Below are 14,845 nucleotides of genomic sequence, written 5' to 3' on the forward strand. Positions count from 1 at the left end.
GGGCCGGACGCACGGTGCGTCCGGCCCCCTGCGCGTGTCCGCGGGGCCGCGTGGCGCCGGGTCGCGGGGCCGCGTGTCCGCGGGCCGCTACGGGCGGGTGTAGGCGGTGAGGTCGGGGACGGTGGCGAAGCCCGCGCCGTAGGCGCTGACGCCGCGTCCGTAGGCGCCCAGCAGGACGCCGGGGGCCTCCCCCGCCAGTACCCAGCCGTACTCCGACTCGCGGTAGCGGAAGGGCTGCGGGAGGCCGTTGACCGGCAGGCTGAGGGTGGACCAGCCGGGGCCGTCGAGGTCGTCGGCGAGGTCCCAGGCGAGCGCGGACTGCTGGTCCAGCCAGTCCTGGCGCAGCGCCCGGTCGAGCTGGCCGGGCCAGGTGGCCGCGAGCAGGCCGGAGCCGGCCAGCCAGGCGGCGGAGGAGGCCGAGGTGGCCTCCAGCATGCCGGTGTTGTCGGCACTGCGGCGGACGTCCCGGCGGGCGACCGTGACCACCACGGCGAAGCGGCGCATGTCGCGCGGCTCGTACTGGCGGGCCGGCTCGTCGCCGTGGCCGAGGCTGCCGTAGTCGACGCTGCCGGTCTGCCCGGCGCGCGGGGCGCCCGCCCCGGCCTGCATCAGATGTCGCCGGCCGGTCCAGCCGTCGTCCAGCCCGTACCAGGGGAAGTCCGCCGACAGGTACGGCACCAGCGGGTCCGCGGGGCGGGCCTGCCCGCCGACCACGGGGCCGCCGACCGGTCCGCCGGCCGTGGCCGTCCCCGCCGCGTGTGCCGCTTGTCTCGTCGCGTCCATCCCCGGGCCTCCTCGTCGCGCACCTGTGCCTGCCGCAGCGCGCTCCCATGGTGGCGTACCGCGGTGCCCGCGCCGGGCGTCTTCGCCCTGAAGGGGGCCGGAAAGTGACAGACGGCACAGCGGGAGCAATCAGCACAATAGCGGCGCACATGCCGCCGCCCCGCTCAGCCGGGCGGGGCGGTGGCGCGTCGTCGGGTGCGGCGCCGTCAGGTGGCGTCGGGGTCGAACGGGGGCCGCTCGCCGGACTGCAGCGGTGCGCCCGCCACGGCGGTGGCGGGGGCGGCGAGCGAGGACTTGTCCATGCTGACCGAGCCGGCCCGGCCGTTGACCGCGGCGACCGGCTTGTCGTCCAGGACCGACCGGATGTCCAGGCTCTCCTTGAGGTCCTTGATCTCCTTGAGGCCCAGCGGGTCGTCGTCGCCGCCCATCAGCTGCTTGCGGACGAAGGTCTTCGGGTTGAGGTCCTCGAACTCGAAGTCCTTGAAGTCGTCGCCGAGCTCGCTGCGGATGTCCTCCTTCGCGTTGTCGGCGAAGGAGCGGATCTTGCGGATGAAGCCCATGGTGTCCTGGATCAGCTTGGGAAGCTTGTCCGGACCGAAGATCACGATGGCCAGAACGACCAGGGTCAGGACTTCCAGTGAGCCTATGTCCGTGAACACCTAAGCTCCCTAGCTCGTCGGACAACGTCGCCTACAGCGTAATGGCCACCGGCCCGTTCGGGTCCACCGCGTGGTGAAGCCGCGGTGAAGTGCCGGTTCAGCGCTCCTCGTGGTGCAGGCCGGCCAGGCCCGTCCGGGGGTTGCCGTCCTGCTGCGGGGAGGGCGTGGCCGCGGAGCGGGTCGCCGACACCGGGCGGACCGGGAAGTCCACCGGGACCTGCGCGTTCATCGGCACGTAGCCGCCGGTGCCGCCGGCCGGGCGGACCGAGGTGCCGCGCTGGCCGTCGCCCGACTGCGGGCCGACGCCGGCGCTGCCGACCCCGCCGAGGGTCACCGCGGCCACCGAGAACGCCCCGGCGGCGGCGAACACCAGGCGGCGTCCGCGCGGCGGGACGGGGCGGGCCGCGGGGGCCGCGGCGGCGGGCTGCGGGCGCAGCGGCGCCTCCGCCCGCTCGCTGCGGCGGCCCATCAGCGGACGCAGCACCGAGCCGCGCCCGAACGCCCGCGGGTCGACCCCGGGCAGCGGGGTGTCCGCGCCGAGCGCGCCGCCGCCGAACGAGGCGCCCGCGCCCCGGCCGAAGGAGCCGCCGGTCAGCCGGCTGCCGCCCAGCGTCCCGGTCGCGGCCACGCCGCCGCCGGGCAGGTCGTCGTCGTGGGGGTCGTGCTCGTCCGGCAGGGCGCCGACGGCCATCAGCCGGGCCATCAGGGAGGAGGAGGGGCCGGGGGTGCCGGAGTTGGTCAGCAGGTGCTTGACGGCGCGGCCCTCGTCGGCCTCGGCGAGGCACTGCGGACAGGTCGCCAGGTGGGACTGGACGCGGTCGCGGGAGTCGTGGCCCAGCTCGCCGTCGACGAAGGAGGAGAGGCGCTCGCCGAGGTGGTGCTCCTCGGGCGCGGGCTCCGCGGCCCGGACGGCGACCGCGCGCAGCCCGCCCTCGCCGGGGACCGTCGGCGGCGCCGCGGGCGGCGGCGGGACGTCCGGTCCGGCCGGGGTTCGGCGGCCCAGCTGCGGCCAGCCGCCGCGCCTGGCCGTGGCCTTCCCGGAGGACTCCGGACGGCCCGGCCCGGAGCCGACAGCACTCACGACCGCCTCCGTCCGCGCCCGCCCGGGGCCGCGGCCGGTTCGGCGACGGCGCCCACCGGCACCGGCTCCTCGGAGCCGCCCCGGCGCTCGCGGCCGGGGGCCGCGCCGGGCGCCCGGTGCTTGAGCGCGGCGCGCAGATGGGAGCGCCCGCGGTGGATGCGGCTGCGGACGGTGCCGAGCTTCACGCCCAGCGTCGCGGCGATCTCCTCGTACGACAGGCCCTCGATGTCGCAGAGCACCACGGCGGCCCGGAACTCGGGGGCCAGGGTGTCCAGGGCCTGCTGCACGTCGGCGTCGAAGTGGGTGTCGCTGAAGTGCTGCGCCGGGCTGGGCTCGCGGCTGGCGAGCCGCTCGGCGGCGTCCTCGCCCAGCGCGTCGAAGCGGATGCGCTGGCGGCGGCGGACCATGTCCAGGAACAGGTTGGTGGTGATGCGGTGCAGCCAGCCCTCGAACGTCCCCGGGGTGTACGTCGACAGCGAGCGGAACACCCGGACGAACACCTCCTGGGTGAGGTCCTCGGCGTCGTGCTGGTTGCCCGTCAGGCGGTAGGCGAGACGGTAGACGCGGGCACTGTGGGCCTCGACGATCTCCTCCCACGTGGGAGGGGTCCAGGTCTGCGCGTCGGGGCCCTCGGCGAAGCTCGCGAGGGCGGGAGCCTCGGCGGGACCGGCGGCCTTGTCGGCGGCCGGCTGGTCCAGGGTGGAGTGCGCAGGCTGGTTCATCACGGGCTTCGGCGTACGGGCCGACGCGGTGCCGCGGATGTGCCGCCGCACAGGGACGTCGCCCTCGGCCACACCTCCTCGGTCGGCTCTTCTGCCCAGCAGGGCCACCACCATATCCACCTCACCCGTCAAGCCCGGATAAAAGCGGCCGGGGCTGCATCCCGTCCGCCCGGTCCCAACTCCACCAACGCCCCGCCGCCGTACGCGGTTCCCGGTCGGCCAGTAATCTGTGGCAGGAAATATCGACATCCCATGGCGCCGGGCCGGCCCGGCGCCGCGGAACGAGGCAGCCATCAGCGAGTTCGGGCCCGCGCGCGCGGCCCTCGCCGACACCTTCGTCGGCGAGGACGCGGTGCTGACCTACGCCCGGGCGCAGTCGGCCCGCACCGGCGTGCGCGCGATCGGACCGAGCGGCGGGGCCTGTCTGCGCCTGCTCGCCGCGGCCCTGGACGCCAAGGCGGTCGCCGAGATCGGCACCGGCACCGGCGTGTCCGGCGTCTACCTGCTGCGCGGGATGCGGCCGGACGGCGTGCTGACCACGGTGGACACCGAGCCGGTGCGCCAGCAGTTGGCCAGGGAGGCGTACCAGGCGGCCGGTTTCGCCGCGAACCGGTCGAGGTTCATACCGGGCCGGGCACTGGAGGTGCTGCCGCGCCTCGCCGACGGCCAGTACGACCTGGTGTTCTGCGACGGGGACCCGGCGGAGTCCCGGGAGTACCTGGCGGAGGCGCTGCGGCTGCTGCGGCCGGGCGGGATGGTCTGCTTCGAGGGCGTCTTCCAGGAGGGCCGGCTGGCCGAACCGGAGCTGGACGACCCGCAGACCCACGCGGTGCGCGAACTGGTCCAGGCGGTGCGGGAGAGCCGGGTGCTGCTGCCGGCCCTGCTGCCGGTGAGCGACGGTCTGCTCTGCGCGGTCAAGCGCGGCTAGGACGTGCCTGACGGGCACTCCCGGAGCTCCGTGGACCCCGGGATCCACGGAGCCCGGGAACCACAGAGCCCGGGCCGACTTGTCGTCGGACCCGGGCCCGGTGCACATCTCCAGGAGATGGGGAGCACCCGCTGCGGTCAGCCGCAGGCCTTCTTCAGGGCCTCACCCAGGGCATCGGCCTCGTCGGGCGTGAGCTCCACCACAAGGCGTCCGCCGCCTTCGAGCGGAACGCGCATGATGATGCCCCGCCCCTCTTTGGTGACCTCGAGCGGGCCGTCACCCGTCCGCGGCTTCATGGCCGCCATGCTCGTTCCCCTTCCTGCAACCGCTCAGCTACGCACCGGCAGTCCGTCCACCGCCGGTATCGAACGCATTGATCGGAAGCCATTATCCCGCATGCCACGCCATGATGACCAACATCACCCTCGGTGCACCCCCGCCGGGGTCCTCCGCGGGCGGCGGGCACCCGGCGGGAAGCCCCGTCGGCGGCGGCCCGCAGGCCACCGGAGGGTGCCGCACCTCACACTCCCCGCAGCGGCGCGCACTCCGGCATCCTGACTCTCGAACGACCCCACGACGATCACCAGGGAGCCCTCACCCGATGTCCGATTCCGTGCTGTACGAGCTGGACGGCCCGCTGGCCGTCATCACCATCAACCGCCCCGAGGCGATGAACGCGCTCGACACCCCGACCAAGGTGGCGCTGCGCGACACCGTGATCGCGGCCGCCGAGGACAGCGCCGTGCGGGCCGTGCTGCTGACCGGCGCCGGCGACCGGGCGTTCTGCGTCGGCCAGGACCTCAAGGAGCACCTGGGCCTGCTCAAGCGGGCCCAGGAGACCGGCGAGGGCGCGCTGAAGACCGTCGCGGAGCACTACAACCCGCTGGTGCGGGCGCTGGCCGGGATGCGCAAGCCGACGGTGGCGGCGGTCGGCGGCGTGGCGGCCGGCGCCGGGGCCTCGCTGGCCTTCGCCTGCGACTTCCGGATCGTCGCGGACACGGCCGGCTTCAACACCTCCTTCGCCGGGGTCGCGCTGACCGCCGACTCGGGGGCCTCCTGGACGCTGCCCCGGCTGGTCGGGCACGCCCGGGCGACCGAGCTGCTGATGCTTCCGCGCACGGTGAAGGCGGCCGAGTCGCTGGAGCTGGGCCTGGCCACCAAGGTCGTCCCGGCGGCCGAGCTGGCCGCGACCGCCCGGGTGTTCGCCCGCGAGCTGGCCGAGGGCCCGACCGTCGCGTTCGGCGCGATCAAGGAGGCGCTCGCGTACGGCGCGTCGCACTCGCTGAGCGAGCTGCTGGACAAGGAGGACGAGCTGCAGACCCTGGCCGGGGAGAGCGAGGACCACCGGATCGCGGTGCGCGCCTTCGTCGCCAAGGAGAAGCCGGTCTACCTGGGCCGCTAGGACAGGGCCTAGTAGGGCAGGGCCTAGGACGTCGGGCCGCCCGCGGTGCGGACGTGGCAGTCCGCGAGGTGGTCGTCGACCAGCCCGCAGGCCTGCATCAGCGCGTACGCCGTGGTCGGCCCGACGAAGCGGAAGCCGGCCTTCTTGAGCGCCTTCGCCAGCGCCGTCGACCCGGGCGTCACGGCCGGTACCTCCGCCAGGGTGCGGGGGGCCGGCCGGTCCGGGTCGCCGGCGTGCTGCCAGATCAGCGCGTCCAGGCCGCCGTCGAGCGCGAGGGCGGCCCGGGCGTTGGCGACGGTCGCCTCGATCTTGGCGCGGTTGCGGATGATGCCCTCGTCGAGCAGCAGCCGCTCCACGTCGGCCGGGCCGAACTCGGCGACCTTCTTGATCTCGAAGCCCGCGAAGGCGGCCCGGAAGCCCTCCCGGCGGCGCAGGATGGTGATCCAGGAGAGCCCGGACTGGAACGCCTCCAGGCTGACCCGTTCGAACAGCGCGTCGTCCCCGTGCACCGCGCGGCCCCACTCGCCGTCGTGGTAGGCCCGGTAGTCGTCGGCGGACTCGCCCCAGCCGCAGCGGCGCAGCCCGTCCGCGCCCAGGACGGCGCCCCCGGCCGGCTCGGTCACCGCTCGTTCCCGGGCGCCGCGTCCTGCGGCTTCTTGGTGAGCGAGGCGGGCAGCGGCCCGGCCTCCCGCTCGGTCGACGGCACGGCGGCCGGCTCCACCAGCTCGGCGAAGGCCTCCAGGCCGGGCAGCGGCTCGGCGTCGGGCCCCGCCTGCGGCCCCGCCTCGACGCCGCCGCGCACCGCCGCGGCGGCCTCCAGCTCGGCGATCCGGGAGTCCCGGTAGGCGAGTTCGGCGCCCAGCCGGTCGAGGACGTCGTCCACCTCGTCCATCCGATAGCCGCGGACGGCCATCGGCAGCCTTATGCCGTCCACGTCGGCCCGGCTGAGCGGACGGTCCTGCGGCAGCCGGGCGGCGATCCGGTCGTGCACCGCCTCCGGCAGTGACCCGCCCCCGCCCAGCGCCACCAGCGCGGCGCCGCCGACGACCACGGCCATCGCCACCACGATCACCCAGAACACGAGCTGTCCTCCCGACTTCCCGGCCGGCCCCGACAGTGGTGGGATCATGGTCCCTGAGTAGGCCGGGGGCCATCATCGCACCCGCAGCAGCTGTGGAGGAGACAACGGTGGCACTGCGCCTGGGACCGCGGGAGTTCGGCGACGACGAGCTGGTGATCATGGCGATCGTCAACCGCACGCCGGACTCCTTCTTCGACAAGGGCGCCACCTTCGCCGACGAGGCCGCGTTCGCCGCCGCCGACCGCGCGATGGCCGAGGGCGCGGCGATCCTGGACATCGGCGGGGTCAAGGCCGGTCCGGGCGACGAGGTGACCGTCGAGGAGGAGCTGCGCCGTACGGTGCCGTTCGTGGCCGAGCTGCGCAAGCGCCACCCGGAGGCCGTGATCAGCGTGGACACCTGGCGGCACGAGGTCGGCGAGGCGGTCTGCGAGGTCGGCGCGGACCTGCTGAACGACGCCTGGGGCGGGGTGGACCCGAAGCTCGCCGAGGTCGCCGCCCGGTACGGCGCCGGGCTGGTCTGCACCCACGCGGGCGGCGCCGAGCCGCGCACCCGCCCGCACCGGGTCGGCTACGAGGACGTGATGGCCGACATCCTGCGGGTGACCGTCGGGCTGGCGGAGCGCGCGGTGGAGCTGGGGGTGCGCCGGGACGCGGTGGTCATCGACCCCGGGCACGACTTCGGGAAGAACACCCGGCACTCGCTGGAGGCCACCCGGCGGCTGCCGGAGATGACCGCGACCGGCTTCCCGGTGCTGGTCTCGCTCTCCAACAAGGACTTCGTCGGCGAGACCCTCGACCGGCCGGTGGACGAGCGGCTGCTCGGCACCCTCGCCACCACCGCGGTCTCGGCCTGGCTGGGCGCCCGGGTGTACCGGGCGCACCAGGTCGCGGAGACCCGGCAGGTGCTGGACATGGTCGCGTCGATCCGCGGCACCCGGCCCCCGGCGGTGGCCCGCCGGGGGCTGGCCTGAGCACCCGCCGGTCAGCGGGCCCGGGGCCGGGGGCTAGATCTCGTGGGCGGGCCGGCGGGCGTCGGCGAGGATCTTCAGGACCTCGTCGATGTCGTCGGTGATGTGGAACAGCTCCAGGTCGTGCGGGGCCGCCTTGCCCTGCGCGACCAGGGTGTTCTTCAGCCAGTCGACCAGCCCGCCCCAGTACTCCGAGCCGTAGAGGATGACCGGGAAGCGGGTGACCTTCTTCGTCTGCACCAGGGTGAGCGCCTCGAACAGCTCGTCCAGGGTGCCGAGCCCGCCGGGCAGCACCACGAAGCCCTGGGAGTACTTCACGAACATCGTCTTGCGGACGAAGAAGTACCGGAAGTTCAGCCCGAGGTCGACGAACTCGTTGAGCCCCTGCTCGAAGGGCAGCTCGATGCCGAGGCCCACGCTCAGGCCGCCCGCGTCGGAGGCGCCGCGGTTGGCCGCCTCCATCGCGCCGGGGCCGCCACCGGTGATCACCGCGTAGCCGGCCTCGGCCAGGGCCCGGCCGATCGCCACGCCCGCCGCGTACTCGGGGGAGTCGACCGGGGTCCGGGCGGAGCCGAAGACGCTGATCGCGGGCGGGAGTTCGGCCAGCGCGCCGAAGCCCTCGACGAACTCGGAGGTGATCCGCAGCACCCGCCAGGGGTCGGTGTGCAGCCAGTCCGTCGGCCCGGTGGTGTCCAGCAGCCGCTGGTCCGTCGTGCTGGTGCCGACCTGGTCCCGGCGCACCAGCACCGGGCCCTTCTGCTTCTCGGGCCAGGCCTTCTTGGGGCGCGGCTCGCCGACCTGCTCGGGACCGTGTCCGTAGTGCTTTTCGTCTCCAGTGCCTGTCATGACGAAACCCTACGCCCGAAGATCCCGGTTTTCAGGCAACGGCGAAAGGTCGATCCGGAGACCGGAAGGTGTCGTTCGGGCTCCCGTGCGACACCTGTCCGGACGTTCCCCGGCGGGGCGGTCAGCCGTGGGTCAGCCAGGCCCGCAGCCGCTCCTCGACCTCGGCGATCGCGGTGAGCGAGCAGTGCTCCTCCCGCTTGTGCGCGAGGTTCGGGTCGCCGGGGCCGTAGTTGACCGCGGGGACGCCGAGCGCGCTGAAGCGGGCCACGTCCGTCCAGCCGAACTTGGCGCGCGGGGTGCCGCCGGTGGCCGCGACGAACGCCCGTGCCGCGGGCCGGTCCAGGCCGGGCATCGCGCCGGGCGCGGAGTCGGTGACGGTGAGGTCGTAGCCGGCGAAGACCTCGCGCACGTGCGCCTCGGCGCCGGCCTCGTCGCGGTCGGGCGCGTAGCGGAAGTTGACGGTCACCGCGCACGCGTCGGGAATGACGTTGCCGGCCACGCCGCCCTCGATGTGGACGGCGTTGAGGCCCTCGCGGTACTCCAGGCCGTCGATCTCCACCCGGCGCGGCCGGTACGCGGCGAGCCGGCCCAGCACGTCGGCGGCCCGGTGGATGGCGTTGTCGCCGAGCCAGCTGCGGGCGGCGTGGGCGCGCACCCCGGCGAGCTCGATCCGCACCTTCAGGGTGCCCTGGCAGCCGCCCTCGACGACCGCGCTGCTGGGCTCCATCAGCACCGCGAAGTCGGCGGCCAGCCAGTCCGGGTGGGCGGCGGCGAGGTGGCCCAGGCCGTTGCGGCTGGCCTCGACCTCCTCGCAGTCGTAGAAGACGAAGGTGAGGTCGCGGTTGGGCTCCGGGAGGGTGGCGGCGAGGCGCAGCTGGACGGCCACCCCGGACTTCATGTCGGAGGTGCCGCAGCCGTAGAGCAGGTCGCCCTCGACCCGGGACGGCACGTTGTCGGCGATCGGCACGGTGTCCAGGTGGCCGGCGAGCAGCACCCGTTCGGCGCGGCCGAGGGCGGTGCGGGCGACGACGTTGTTCCCGTACCGGTCGACGGTGAGGTGCGGGAGGGCGCGCAGGGCGCTCTCCACGGCGTCGGCGAGGGCCTTCTCGTCGCCGCTGACGGACGGGAAGTCGACCAGCAGGGCGGTCAGCGCGCCGCCGTCGAGGCTGAGGTCCAGGGGCGTGTCGGAGCTGCTCATGGTCGCCCAGCCTATCCCCGGCGGTCCGGGGGCGGTCGGCGGGCAGAACCGGCGGCGCCGCACATCCGTCCGAGTGGGTACGGTGTCGGATCAGGAGCACGGGCGAGAGGGGCGAGGGTGGCCGGGAAGAGGAAGGGCGGGCGGAACGGCGGTGCGTCCGCCGGACGCCGCCGCAGGCCGCTGCGCGTGGTGCTGGTCGTGCTGGTCGCGCTCGCCGCGGTGGCGGGCGGCCTGTACTGGCTGCGCGGCGACAAGCTGACCTCCGAGGGCTGCGAGGTAAGGACGGCGGCCGGCGAGGGGACGCTGCGGATCTCGCAGGCGGCCAACGCCTCGACCATCTCCGCCGTGGCGCACTCCCGCGGCCTGCCCGACCGGGCGGTGACCATCTCGCTGGCGACGGCGATGCAGGAGTCGAAGATCATCAACCTGACCGGCGGCGACCGCGACTCGGTCGGCCTGTTCCAGCAGCGCCCCTCGCAGGGCTGGGGCACGGTGCAGCAGATCATGGACCCGGTGTACGCCACCAACAAGTTCCTCGACGGCCTGGTGAAGGTGCCCGGCTACACCCGGCTGCCGCTCACCGACGCCGCCCAGCAGGTGCAGAAGAGCGGCTACCCGCAGGCGTACGCCAAGCACGAGACCAAGGCGACGCTGCTCGCCTCGGCGCTCACCGGGCGCGAGCCGGCCTCGCTCACCTGCGTGGTGAACGACTTCGACGAGCCCGAACCCGCCGAGGCGCCCTCCGGCACCCCGGGCGCCGCGGCCACGCCCGGGGCGCCGGCCGACCGGACCCAGGTGCTGACCGAGAAGGTGCGCCGCGAGTTCGGCCGGACGGTCACCCCGACGACCGACCACCGCTCCGGCATCAAGGGCGCCGAGGTCGGCGTCGCGCTCACGCCCGAGCCGAACGCCAGCACCGACGCCGGTCCGGAGGCGGCCCGGGAGAACGGCTGGGCGGTGGCGCACTGGGCGGTGACGCAGGCCCAGCAGCTCGGTATCGAGACGGTCGCGTACGACGGCCGGATCTGGCGCAAGTCCAGGTCGGCGGACGGCTGGAAACCGCAGCCGACGGGGACCTCCACCCAGCTGGTGCTGGTCGCCCTCGCGGCCCCGGGCAAGCGCTGACGACGGCTCCGCACGGGCGGGGGGGGCGGGGCCCGGTCGGACGGTGGTGGACGAGCCCGCCGAAAGTGACGGCCGGGGCTTACGCACTGGTGTCCGGGTTGCCGCCGTCCGGGTGATTCGGGTCAACCCCGGTGGACGGGAGGGGTCTGCGGGCCGCCGGTGCGCAGAACCGTCACTTCCCTTGGGCCGCCGCCCGTCCGGTGGTGCGACCACCCCGGGCCGGGGCACCCGATTGCGGTCATACGATCCGATCAGCGGCTCGATGCTTTCCTTGCACCGGCCGAAACCTTCTGGCTTCTGAAGCGGTAATACCGTCGTCCGCCCGGCGGACAGGACGGACCCTGACCCTTCCGAGGAGCCCCATGTCTCACCCCCTCACGCGCCGGATCGCCCAGGCCGCACTGCTCGTCGCGGCCGGAGCGACCCCGCTGGTCGCGGCCGGGACGGCGTCCGCCGCCGACGCGCTGCTGCCGAAGTCCGACCTGGCCGCCCCGCTGGGCCAGCTCACCAACACGGACACGGGTTCCACCCTCCAGCACACCACCCACGAGCTGGGCAAGGCCGCCGGGGCCACCACCGCCGCCACCGTCGCCGCGGGCGTGCCCGCCGCCGCCGACGCGGGCGGCAACATCGTCGCCCAGCAGCTGCCGCAGGCCAACAAGGACGCCAGCTCGCTGACCGCCCCGGTGGACGCCACCGCCGCGACCACCGGCCAGCTCGGCGGCGTCACCCCGAAGGTCGCCTCCGGCCTGGCCGGCAAGCTCGGCGAGGCCGTCACCGGCCAGGGTGCGGCCGGCCAGACCGCCCTCGGCCAGGGCGCCCTGGGCCACGGCGCGCTGGGCCACGGCGCGACCGGCCGCAGCGCCGGCGCCGCCGCCAACCCGGTCGGCGGGCTCTCCCAGACCGCCGCGCTCACCCAGGGCGTGCCCGGCGCCCAGGCGCTGTCCGGCGCCATTCCCGGCACCGATGCGCTCACCGCCGCGCTGCCCACCGGTGCCCTCACCCGCGCCCTGCCCGCCGACGTCCCCGGCGCCGACCTGCTGGGCCTCGCCGAGCACGGCTCCGGCCACCGCCTCGGCGGCGCCGACCTCGGCCCGAACTCCCCGCTGAACGGCCTGGGCGGCCTGACCAGCGCGCTCGGCCCGGTGCAGGGCCTGCTCGGCGGCGTCAACGGCGGCAGCCTCAGCGGCCTGCCGATCGGCTGACCCCGCGGCCGAGCCGGCTCCCCGGCGGCTCGGCCCGAACCCCCCGCGCGCGACGGAGGGGGCCGGATCACCGGCCCCCTCCGTCGTGTCCGCGGACCCGCCTACGCGCGCGCCGCGTGCAGCCGCTCGACCGCCGCCGCGACCCGCTCGTCGGTCGCGGTGAACGCGACCCGCACGAAGCGGTCCCCGGCCGGGCCGTAGAAGTCACCGGGCGCCACCAGGATGCCCAGCCCGGCCAGTTCGGCCACGGTCTCCCAGCACGGCCGGTCCTGGGTCGCCCACAGGTAGAGGCTCGCCTCGGAGTGCTCGATCCGGAAGCCGTACGCCTCCAGCGCCGCCCGCAGCGCCGAGCGCCGGGCCGCGTACCGCTCGCGCTGCTCGGCCACGTGCACGTCGTCGCCCAGCGCCGCGATCGTCGCGGCCTGCACCGGCGCCGGCACGATCATGCCGCCGTGCTTGCGGATCTCCAGCAGCTCCCTGACCACCACCGGGTCGCCCGCCACGAAGGAGGCGCGGTAGCCGGCCAGGTTGGAGCGCTTGGAGAGCGAGTGCACGACCAGCAGGCCCTCGTGGTCGCCGCCGCAGACCTCCGGGTGCAGGACGGACGACGGGTCCGCCTCCCAGCCCAGCTCCAGGTAGCACTCGTCGCTGACCAGCAGCACCCGGTGCTCCCGGGCCCAGGCGACCGCGCGGCGCAGCTCGTCGCGGTCCAGCACCCGGCCGGTCGGGTTGGACGGCGAGTTCACCCAGAGCAGGCGCACCCGGGAGCCGTCCAGCTCCTCGACGTCGTCGTACTCGACCGGTTCGGCGCCGCACAGCCGCGCCCCCACCTCGTAGGTCGGGTACGCCAGCCGCGGGTAGGCGACCTGGTCGCCGGGGCCGAGGCCGAGCTGGGTCGGCAGCCAGGCCACCAGCTCCTTGGAGCCGACGGTCGGCAGGACGGCCTGCGGGCCGATCTCCGCGCCGAGCCGGCGGTGCAGCCAGCCCGCGATCGCCTCGCGCAGCTCCAGCGGGCCCCAGACGGTCGGGTAGCCGGGCGTGTCGGTGGACGCGGCCAGCGCCTTCTGGACGAGCTCGGGGACCGGGTCGACCGGGGTGCCGACGGAGAAGTCGCACAGGCCCCCCGGGTGGTCGAGCGCGGTCCGCTTGTACGGCTCCAGCTTGTCCCAGGGGAAGACGGGGAGCCGGTCGGAAACGCGGCGCGCCGCCCCCGGGTGGCCCGGGAACGGCGCGCGCGTGCTGTCGTTGGTGCTCACAGCTTCAGTTGCCACCGATCGTTCAGTGGTCTTCGTTCTGCGGCGGCAGAGCGGCGATGAACGGGTGGTCGCGCTCGATGAGGCCGAGCTTCGAGGCACCGCCGGGCGAGCCGAGGTCGTCGAAGAACTCGACGTTCGCCTTGTAGTAGTCCTTCCACTCCTCGGGAGTGTCGTCCTCGTAGAAGATCGCCTCGACCGGGCAGACCGGCTCGCATGCGCCACAGTCGACACACTCATCCGGGTGGATGTAGAGGGACCGCTGGCCCTCGTAGATGCAGTCAACCGGGCACTCTTCGATGCAAGCCTTGTCCTTGACGTCGACACAAGGCTGCGCGATGACGTAGGTCACGCTGTCGTTCCTCCTCGGAAGGGCTCGGCGGCCCATTCTGTTTGCTCGCGTGCGCGGGTGAGCGCGGCGTCGTCGATGCCCGCCCCTAGTATCGCGGGTCAGAGACCGCAAATGCACAGGAGGTGCCCCGATGGTGTCCGGAGGACCGGCCCAGGACCGTCCCGAGGTGCGGATAGATCGCTCTGACGTGGGGCTACGCGTCTCCGTTCGACGGCTCGCGGAGTTCGTCGACGACCGTCCGGTGTTCCGGGATGCGATCGGCGTGCTCACATCCTGGGACGATCACGGGCTGACGGTCGTCCCGAGGAACGGCGAGCCGGTCGCGTTCCCCGAGAAGCTGCTGGTCGCGGGCAAGGTCGTGCCGCTCTTCCCGGCCCGCCGCACCGCCCCACCCTCCGTCGCGCCGCTGGAGCTGCAGCTGATCGCCGCTCGCGGCTGGCCCGCCGTCGAGCAGGAACCACTCGGGGAGTGGACGCTGCGCGCCTCGGCCGGATTCACCCGGCGCGCCAACTCCGTCCAGACCCTCGGCGAACCCGGCCTGCCGCTGCCCGCCGCGCTGGACGCGGTCCGCGCCTGGTACGCGGCGCGCGGCCTGCCCGCCTGGATCGAGGTCTGCTCGCCCGGCTCGCCGGAGCCGCTGGCCGCCGAGCTGGACCGGCTCGGCGCCGTGTACTCGCCCACCCTGGTCCGCACCGCCCCGCTGGGACCGCTGGCCCGGGCCGGCGGGCCGAACGCCGCGCGGGTGCGGCTGTCGCGGACCGCCGACGCCCGCTGGATGTCGCTCTACCGGCGGGTGAGCGGCGACCCGGCGGTCGAGGCGGCGGCGGCCGAGGTGATCCACGGCGGCCCCTCGGTCTGGTTCGCGAGCGTGCCCGGCGGCGCGGACGGCACCCCGCTGGCCATCGGACGCTGCGTCATCGACGGCGACTGGGCGTGCTTCAGCGCCGTCGAGACCGCCCCGCGCGCCCGGCGGGCCGGGCTCGCGACTTCGGTGATGGCCGTCCTGGCGGCGCGGGCCGCCGAGGAGGGCGCCGTGGGCGGGTACCTCCAGGTGGAGGCGGAGAACGCCGGGGCGATCGCACTCTACGACCGACTGGGCTTCGCCACCAGTCACACTTACCACTACGCCCGCCTACCGTAGGGCTGACGCCGGGCGGGCGGGACGGCCCCTCGGCGACCGCCGTCCCGTACGCCGTCCTGCCCGACCGCCGCCCGCCCACCGCCGTCCTGTTTGTCCGCCGT

The 14,845-nt window shown here is 74.8% G+C and carries 17 protein-coding genes; 6 read left to right on the plus strand and 11 right to left on the minus strand.

The features are described 5' to 3' along the window. Positions 1 to 87: 87 nt before the first annotated feature. The 4 genes from ACWGB8_RS18360 to sigE all read right to left on the minus strand — a co-directional run bounded on the left by ACWGB8_RS18360 (position 88) and on the right by sigE (position 3,245). Positions 88 to 783 carry a hypothetical protein gene (locus tag ACWGB8_RS18360; protein WP_452214532.1) on the minus strand — a complete coding sequence of 232 codons (696 nt, stop codon included), beginning with the start codon at positions 781 to 783 and terminating at the stop codon, positions 88 to 90. Positions 784 to 989: 206 nt separating this feature from the next. Then, complete coding sequence (locus tag ACWGB8_RS18365) at positions 990 to 1,442, minus strand: sec-independent translocase (RefSeq protein ID WP_452214533.1); 453 nt, start codon at positions 1,440 to 1,442, stop codon at positions 990 to 992. A 97-nt stretch (positions 1,443 to 1,539) separates the two neighbouring features. Then, positions 1,540 to 2,523, minus strand: coding sequence for an anti-sigma factor family protein (locus ACWGB8_RS18370; RefSeq protein ID WP_452214534.1), 984 nt, complete (start codon positions 2,521 to 2,523; stop codon positions 1,540 to 1,542). Then, the gene (gene sigE, locus ACWGB8_RS18375) at positions 2,520 to 3,245 is read right to left on the minus strand and encodes an RNA polymerase sigma factor SigE (RefSeq protein ID WP_452214569.1); all 726 of its coding nucleotides are present in this window, start codon (positions 3,243 to 3,245) and stop codon (positions 2,520 to 2,522) included. Before sigE ends, ACWGB8_RS18370 begins: the two co-directional genes overlap by 4 nt. Before the next feature lie 292 nt (positions 3,246 to 3,537). Between sigE and ACWGB8_RS18380 the strand changes: the two genes are divergently transcribed. Further along, on the plus strand, positions 3,538 to 4,173 hold the full coding sequence (locus ACWGB8_RS18380; RefSeq protein WP_452214570.1) for an O-methyltransferase: 636 nt from the start codon (positions 3,538 to 3,540) through the stop codon (positions 4,171 to 4,173). Positions 4,174 to 4,310: 137 nt separating this feature from the next. On the opposite strand, the gene ACWGB8_RS18385 is transcribed toward ACWGB8_RS18380, so the two are convergent. Then, on the minus strand, positions 4,311 to 4,478 hold the full coding sequence (locus ACWGB8_RS18385) for a DUF3117 domain-containing protein (RefSeq protein ID WP_014137929.1): 168 nt from the start codon (positions 4,476 to 4,478) through the stop codon (positions 4,311 to 4,313). A gap of 296 nt (positions 4,479 to 4,774) precedes the next feature. On the opposite strand from ACWGB8_RS18385, the gene ACWGB8_RS18390 reads away from it, so the two are divergent. Beyond that, entirely contained in the window at positions 4,775 to 5,575 is an 801-nt protein-coding gene (locus tag ACWGB8_RS18390; protein WP_452214535.1) for an enoyl-CoA hydratase-related protein, read from the plus strand. Between the two features lie 23 nt (positions 5,576 to 5,598). Here the strand turns inward: ACWGB8_RS18390 and ACWGB8_RS18395 are convergent, their stop codons facing one another. Next, positions 5,599 to 6,198, minus strand: a complete 600-nt coding sequence (locus ACWGB8_RS18395) for a DNA-3-methyladenine glycosylase I (protein WP_452214536.1) — start codon at positions 6,196 to 6,198, stop codon at positions 5,599 to 5,601. Next, a complete protein-coding gene (locus ACWGB8_RS18400) occupies positions 6,195 to 6,704 on the minus strand; it encodes a DivIVA domain-containing protein (RefSeq protein WP_452214537.1) in 510 nt (169 codons plus the stop codon). The genes ACWGB8_RS18395 and ACWGB8_RS18400 overlap by 4 nt, the downstream gene beginning before the upstream one ends. A gap of 110 nt (positions 6,705 to 6,814) precedes the next feature. Here ACWGB8_RS18400 and folP point away from each other — a divergent pair, with 110 nt between their 5' ends. Next, positions 6,815 to 7,627, plus strand: coding sequence for a dihydropteroate synthase (folP, locus tag ACWGB8_RS18405; protein ID WP_452214571.1), 813 nt, complete (start codon positions 6,815 to 6,817; stop codon positions 7,625 to 7,627). A 33-nt stretch (positions 7,628 to 7,660) separates the two neighbouring features. Here folP and ACWGB8_RS18410 read toward each other — a convergent pair whose 3' ends face one another. Both ACWGB8_RS18410 and dapE read right to left on the minus strand, forming a co-directional pair. Beyond that, positions 7,661 to 8,470, minus strand: coding sequence for an LOG family protein (locus ACWGB8_RS18410; protein WP_452214538.1), 810 nt, complete (start codon positions 8,468 to 8,470; stop codon positions 7,661 to 7,663). Positions 8,471 to 8,591: 121 nt separating this feature from the next. Then, positions 8,592 to 9,668, minus strand: coding sequence for a succinyl-diaminopimelate desuccinylase (dapE, locus tag ACWGB8_RS18415; protein WP_452214539.1), 1,077 nt, complete (start codon positions 9,666 to 9,668; stop codon positions 8,592 to 8,594). Positions 9,669 to 9,785: 117 nt separating this feature from the next. On the opposite strand from dapE, the gene ACWGB8_RS18420 reads away from it, so the two are divergent. Together ACWGB8_RS18420 and ACWGB8_RS18425 are read left to right on the plus strand one after the other, a co-directional pair. Further along, positions 9,786 to 10,793, plus strand: a complete 1,008-nt coding sequence (locus ACWGB8_RS18420) for a hypothetical protein (protein ID WP_452214540.1) — start codon at positions 9,786 to 9,788, stop codon at positions 10,791 to 10,793. 362 nt (positions 10,794 to 11,155) lie between these two features. Then, on the plus strand, positions 11,156 to 11,998 hold the full coding sequence (locus ACWGB8_RS18425; protein WP_452214541.1) for a hypothetical protein: 843 nt from the start codon (positions 11,156 to 11,158) through the stop codon (positions 11,996 to 11,998). 101 nt (positions 11,999 to 12,099) lie between these two features. Here the strand turns inward: ACWGB8_RS18425 and dapC are convergent, their stop codons facing one another. Together dapC and fdxA are read right to left on the minus strand one after the other, a co-directional pair. Then, positions 12,100 to 13,254 (minus strand): succinyldiaminopimelate transaminase, encoded by a 1,155-nt coding sequence (gene dapC, locus ACWGB8_RS18430; RefSeq protein WP_452214542.1) that lies wholly within the window; start codon positions 13,252 to 13,254, stop codon positions 12,100 to 12,102. A 22-nt stretch (positions 13,255 to 13,276) separates the two neighbouring features. Next, positions 13,277 to 13,603: a ferredoxin gene (gene fdxA, locus ACWGB8_RS18435; RefSeq protein WP_452214543.1), complete on the minus strand. Its 327-nt coding sequence runs from the start codon at positions 13,601 to 13,603 to the stop codon at positions 13,277 to 13,279. A gap of 130 nt (positions 13,604 to 13,733) precedes the next feature. Here fdxA and ACWGB8_RS18440 point away from each other — a divergent pair, with 130 nt between their 5' ends. Further along, positions 13,734 to 14,744, plus strand: a complete 1,011-nt coding sequence (locus ACWGB8_RS18440; RefSeq protein WP_452214544.1) for a GNAT family N-acetyltransferase — start codon at positions 13,734 to 13,736, stop codon at positions 14,742 to 14,744. The last annotated feature ends 101 nt before the right edge of the window (positions 14,745 to 14,845 follow it).

The organism is Kitasatospora sp. NPDC054939 (genome assembly GCF_053610105.1).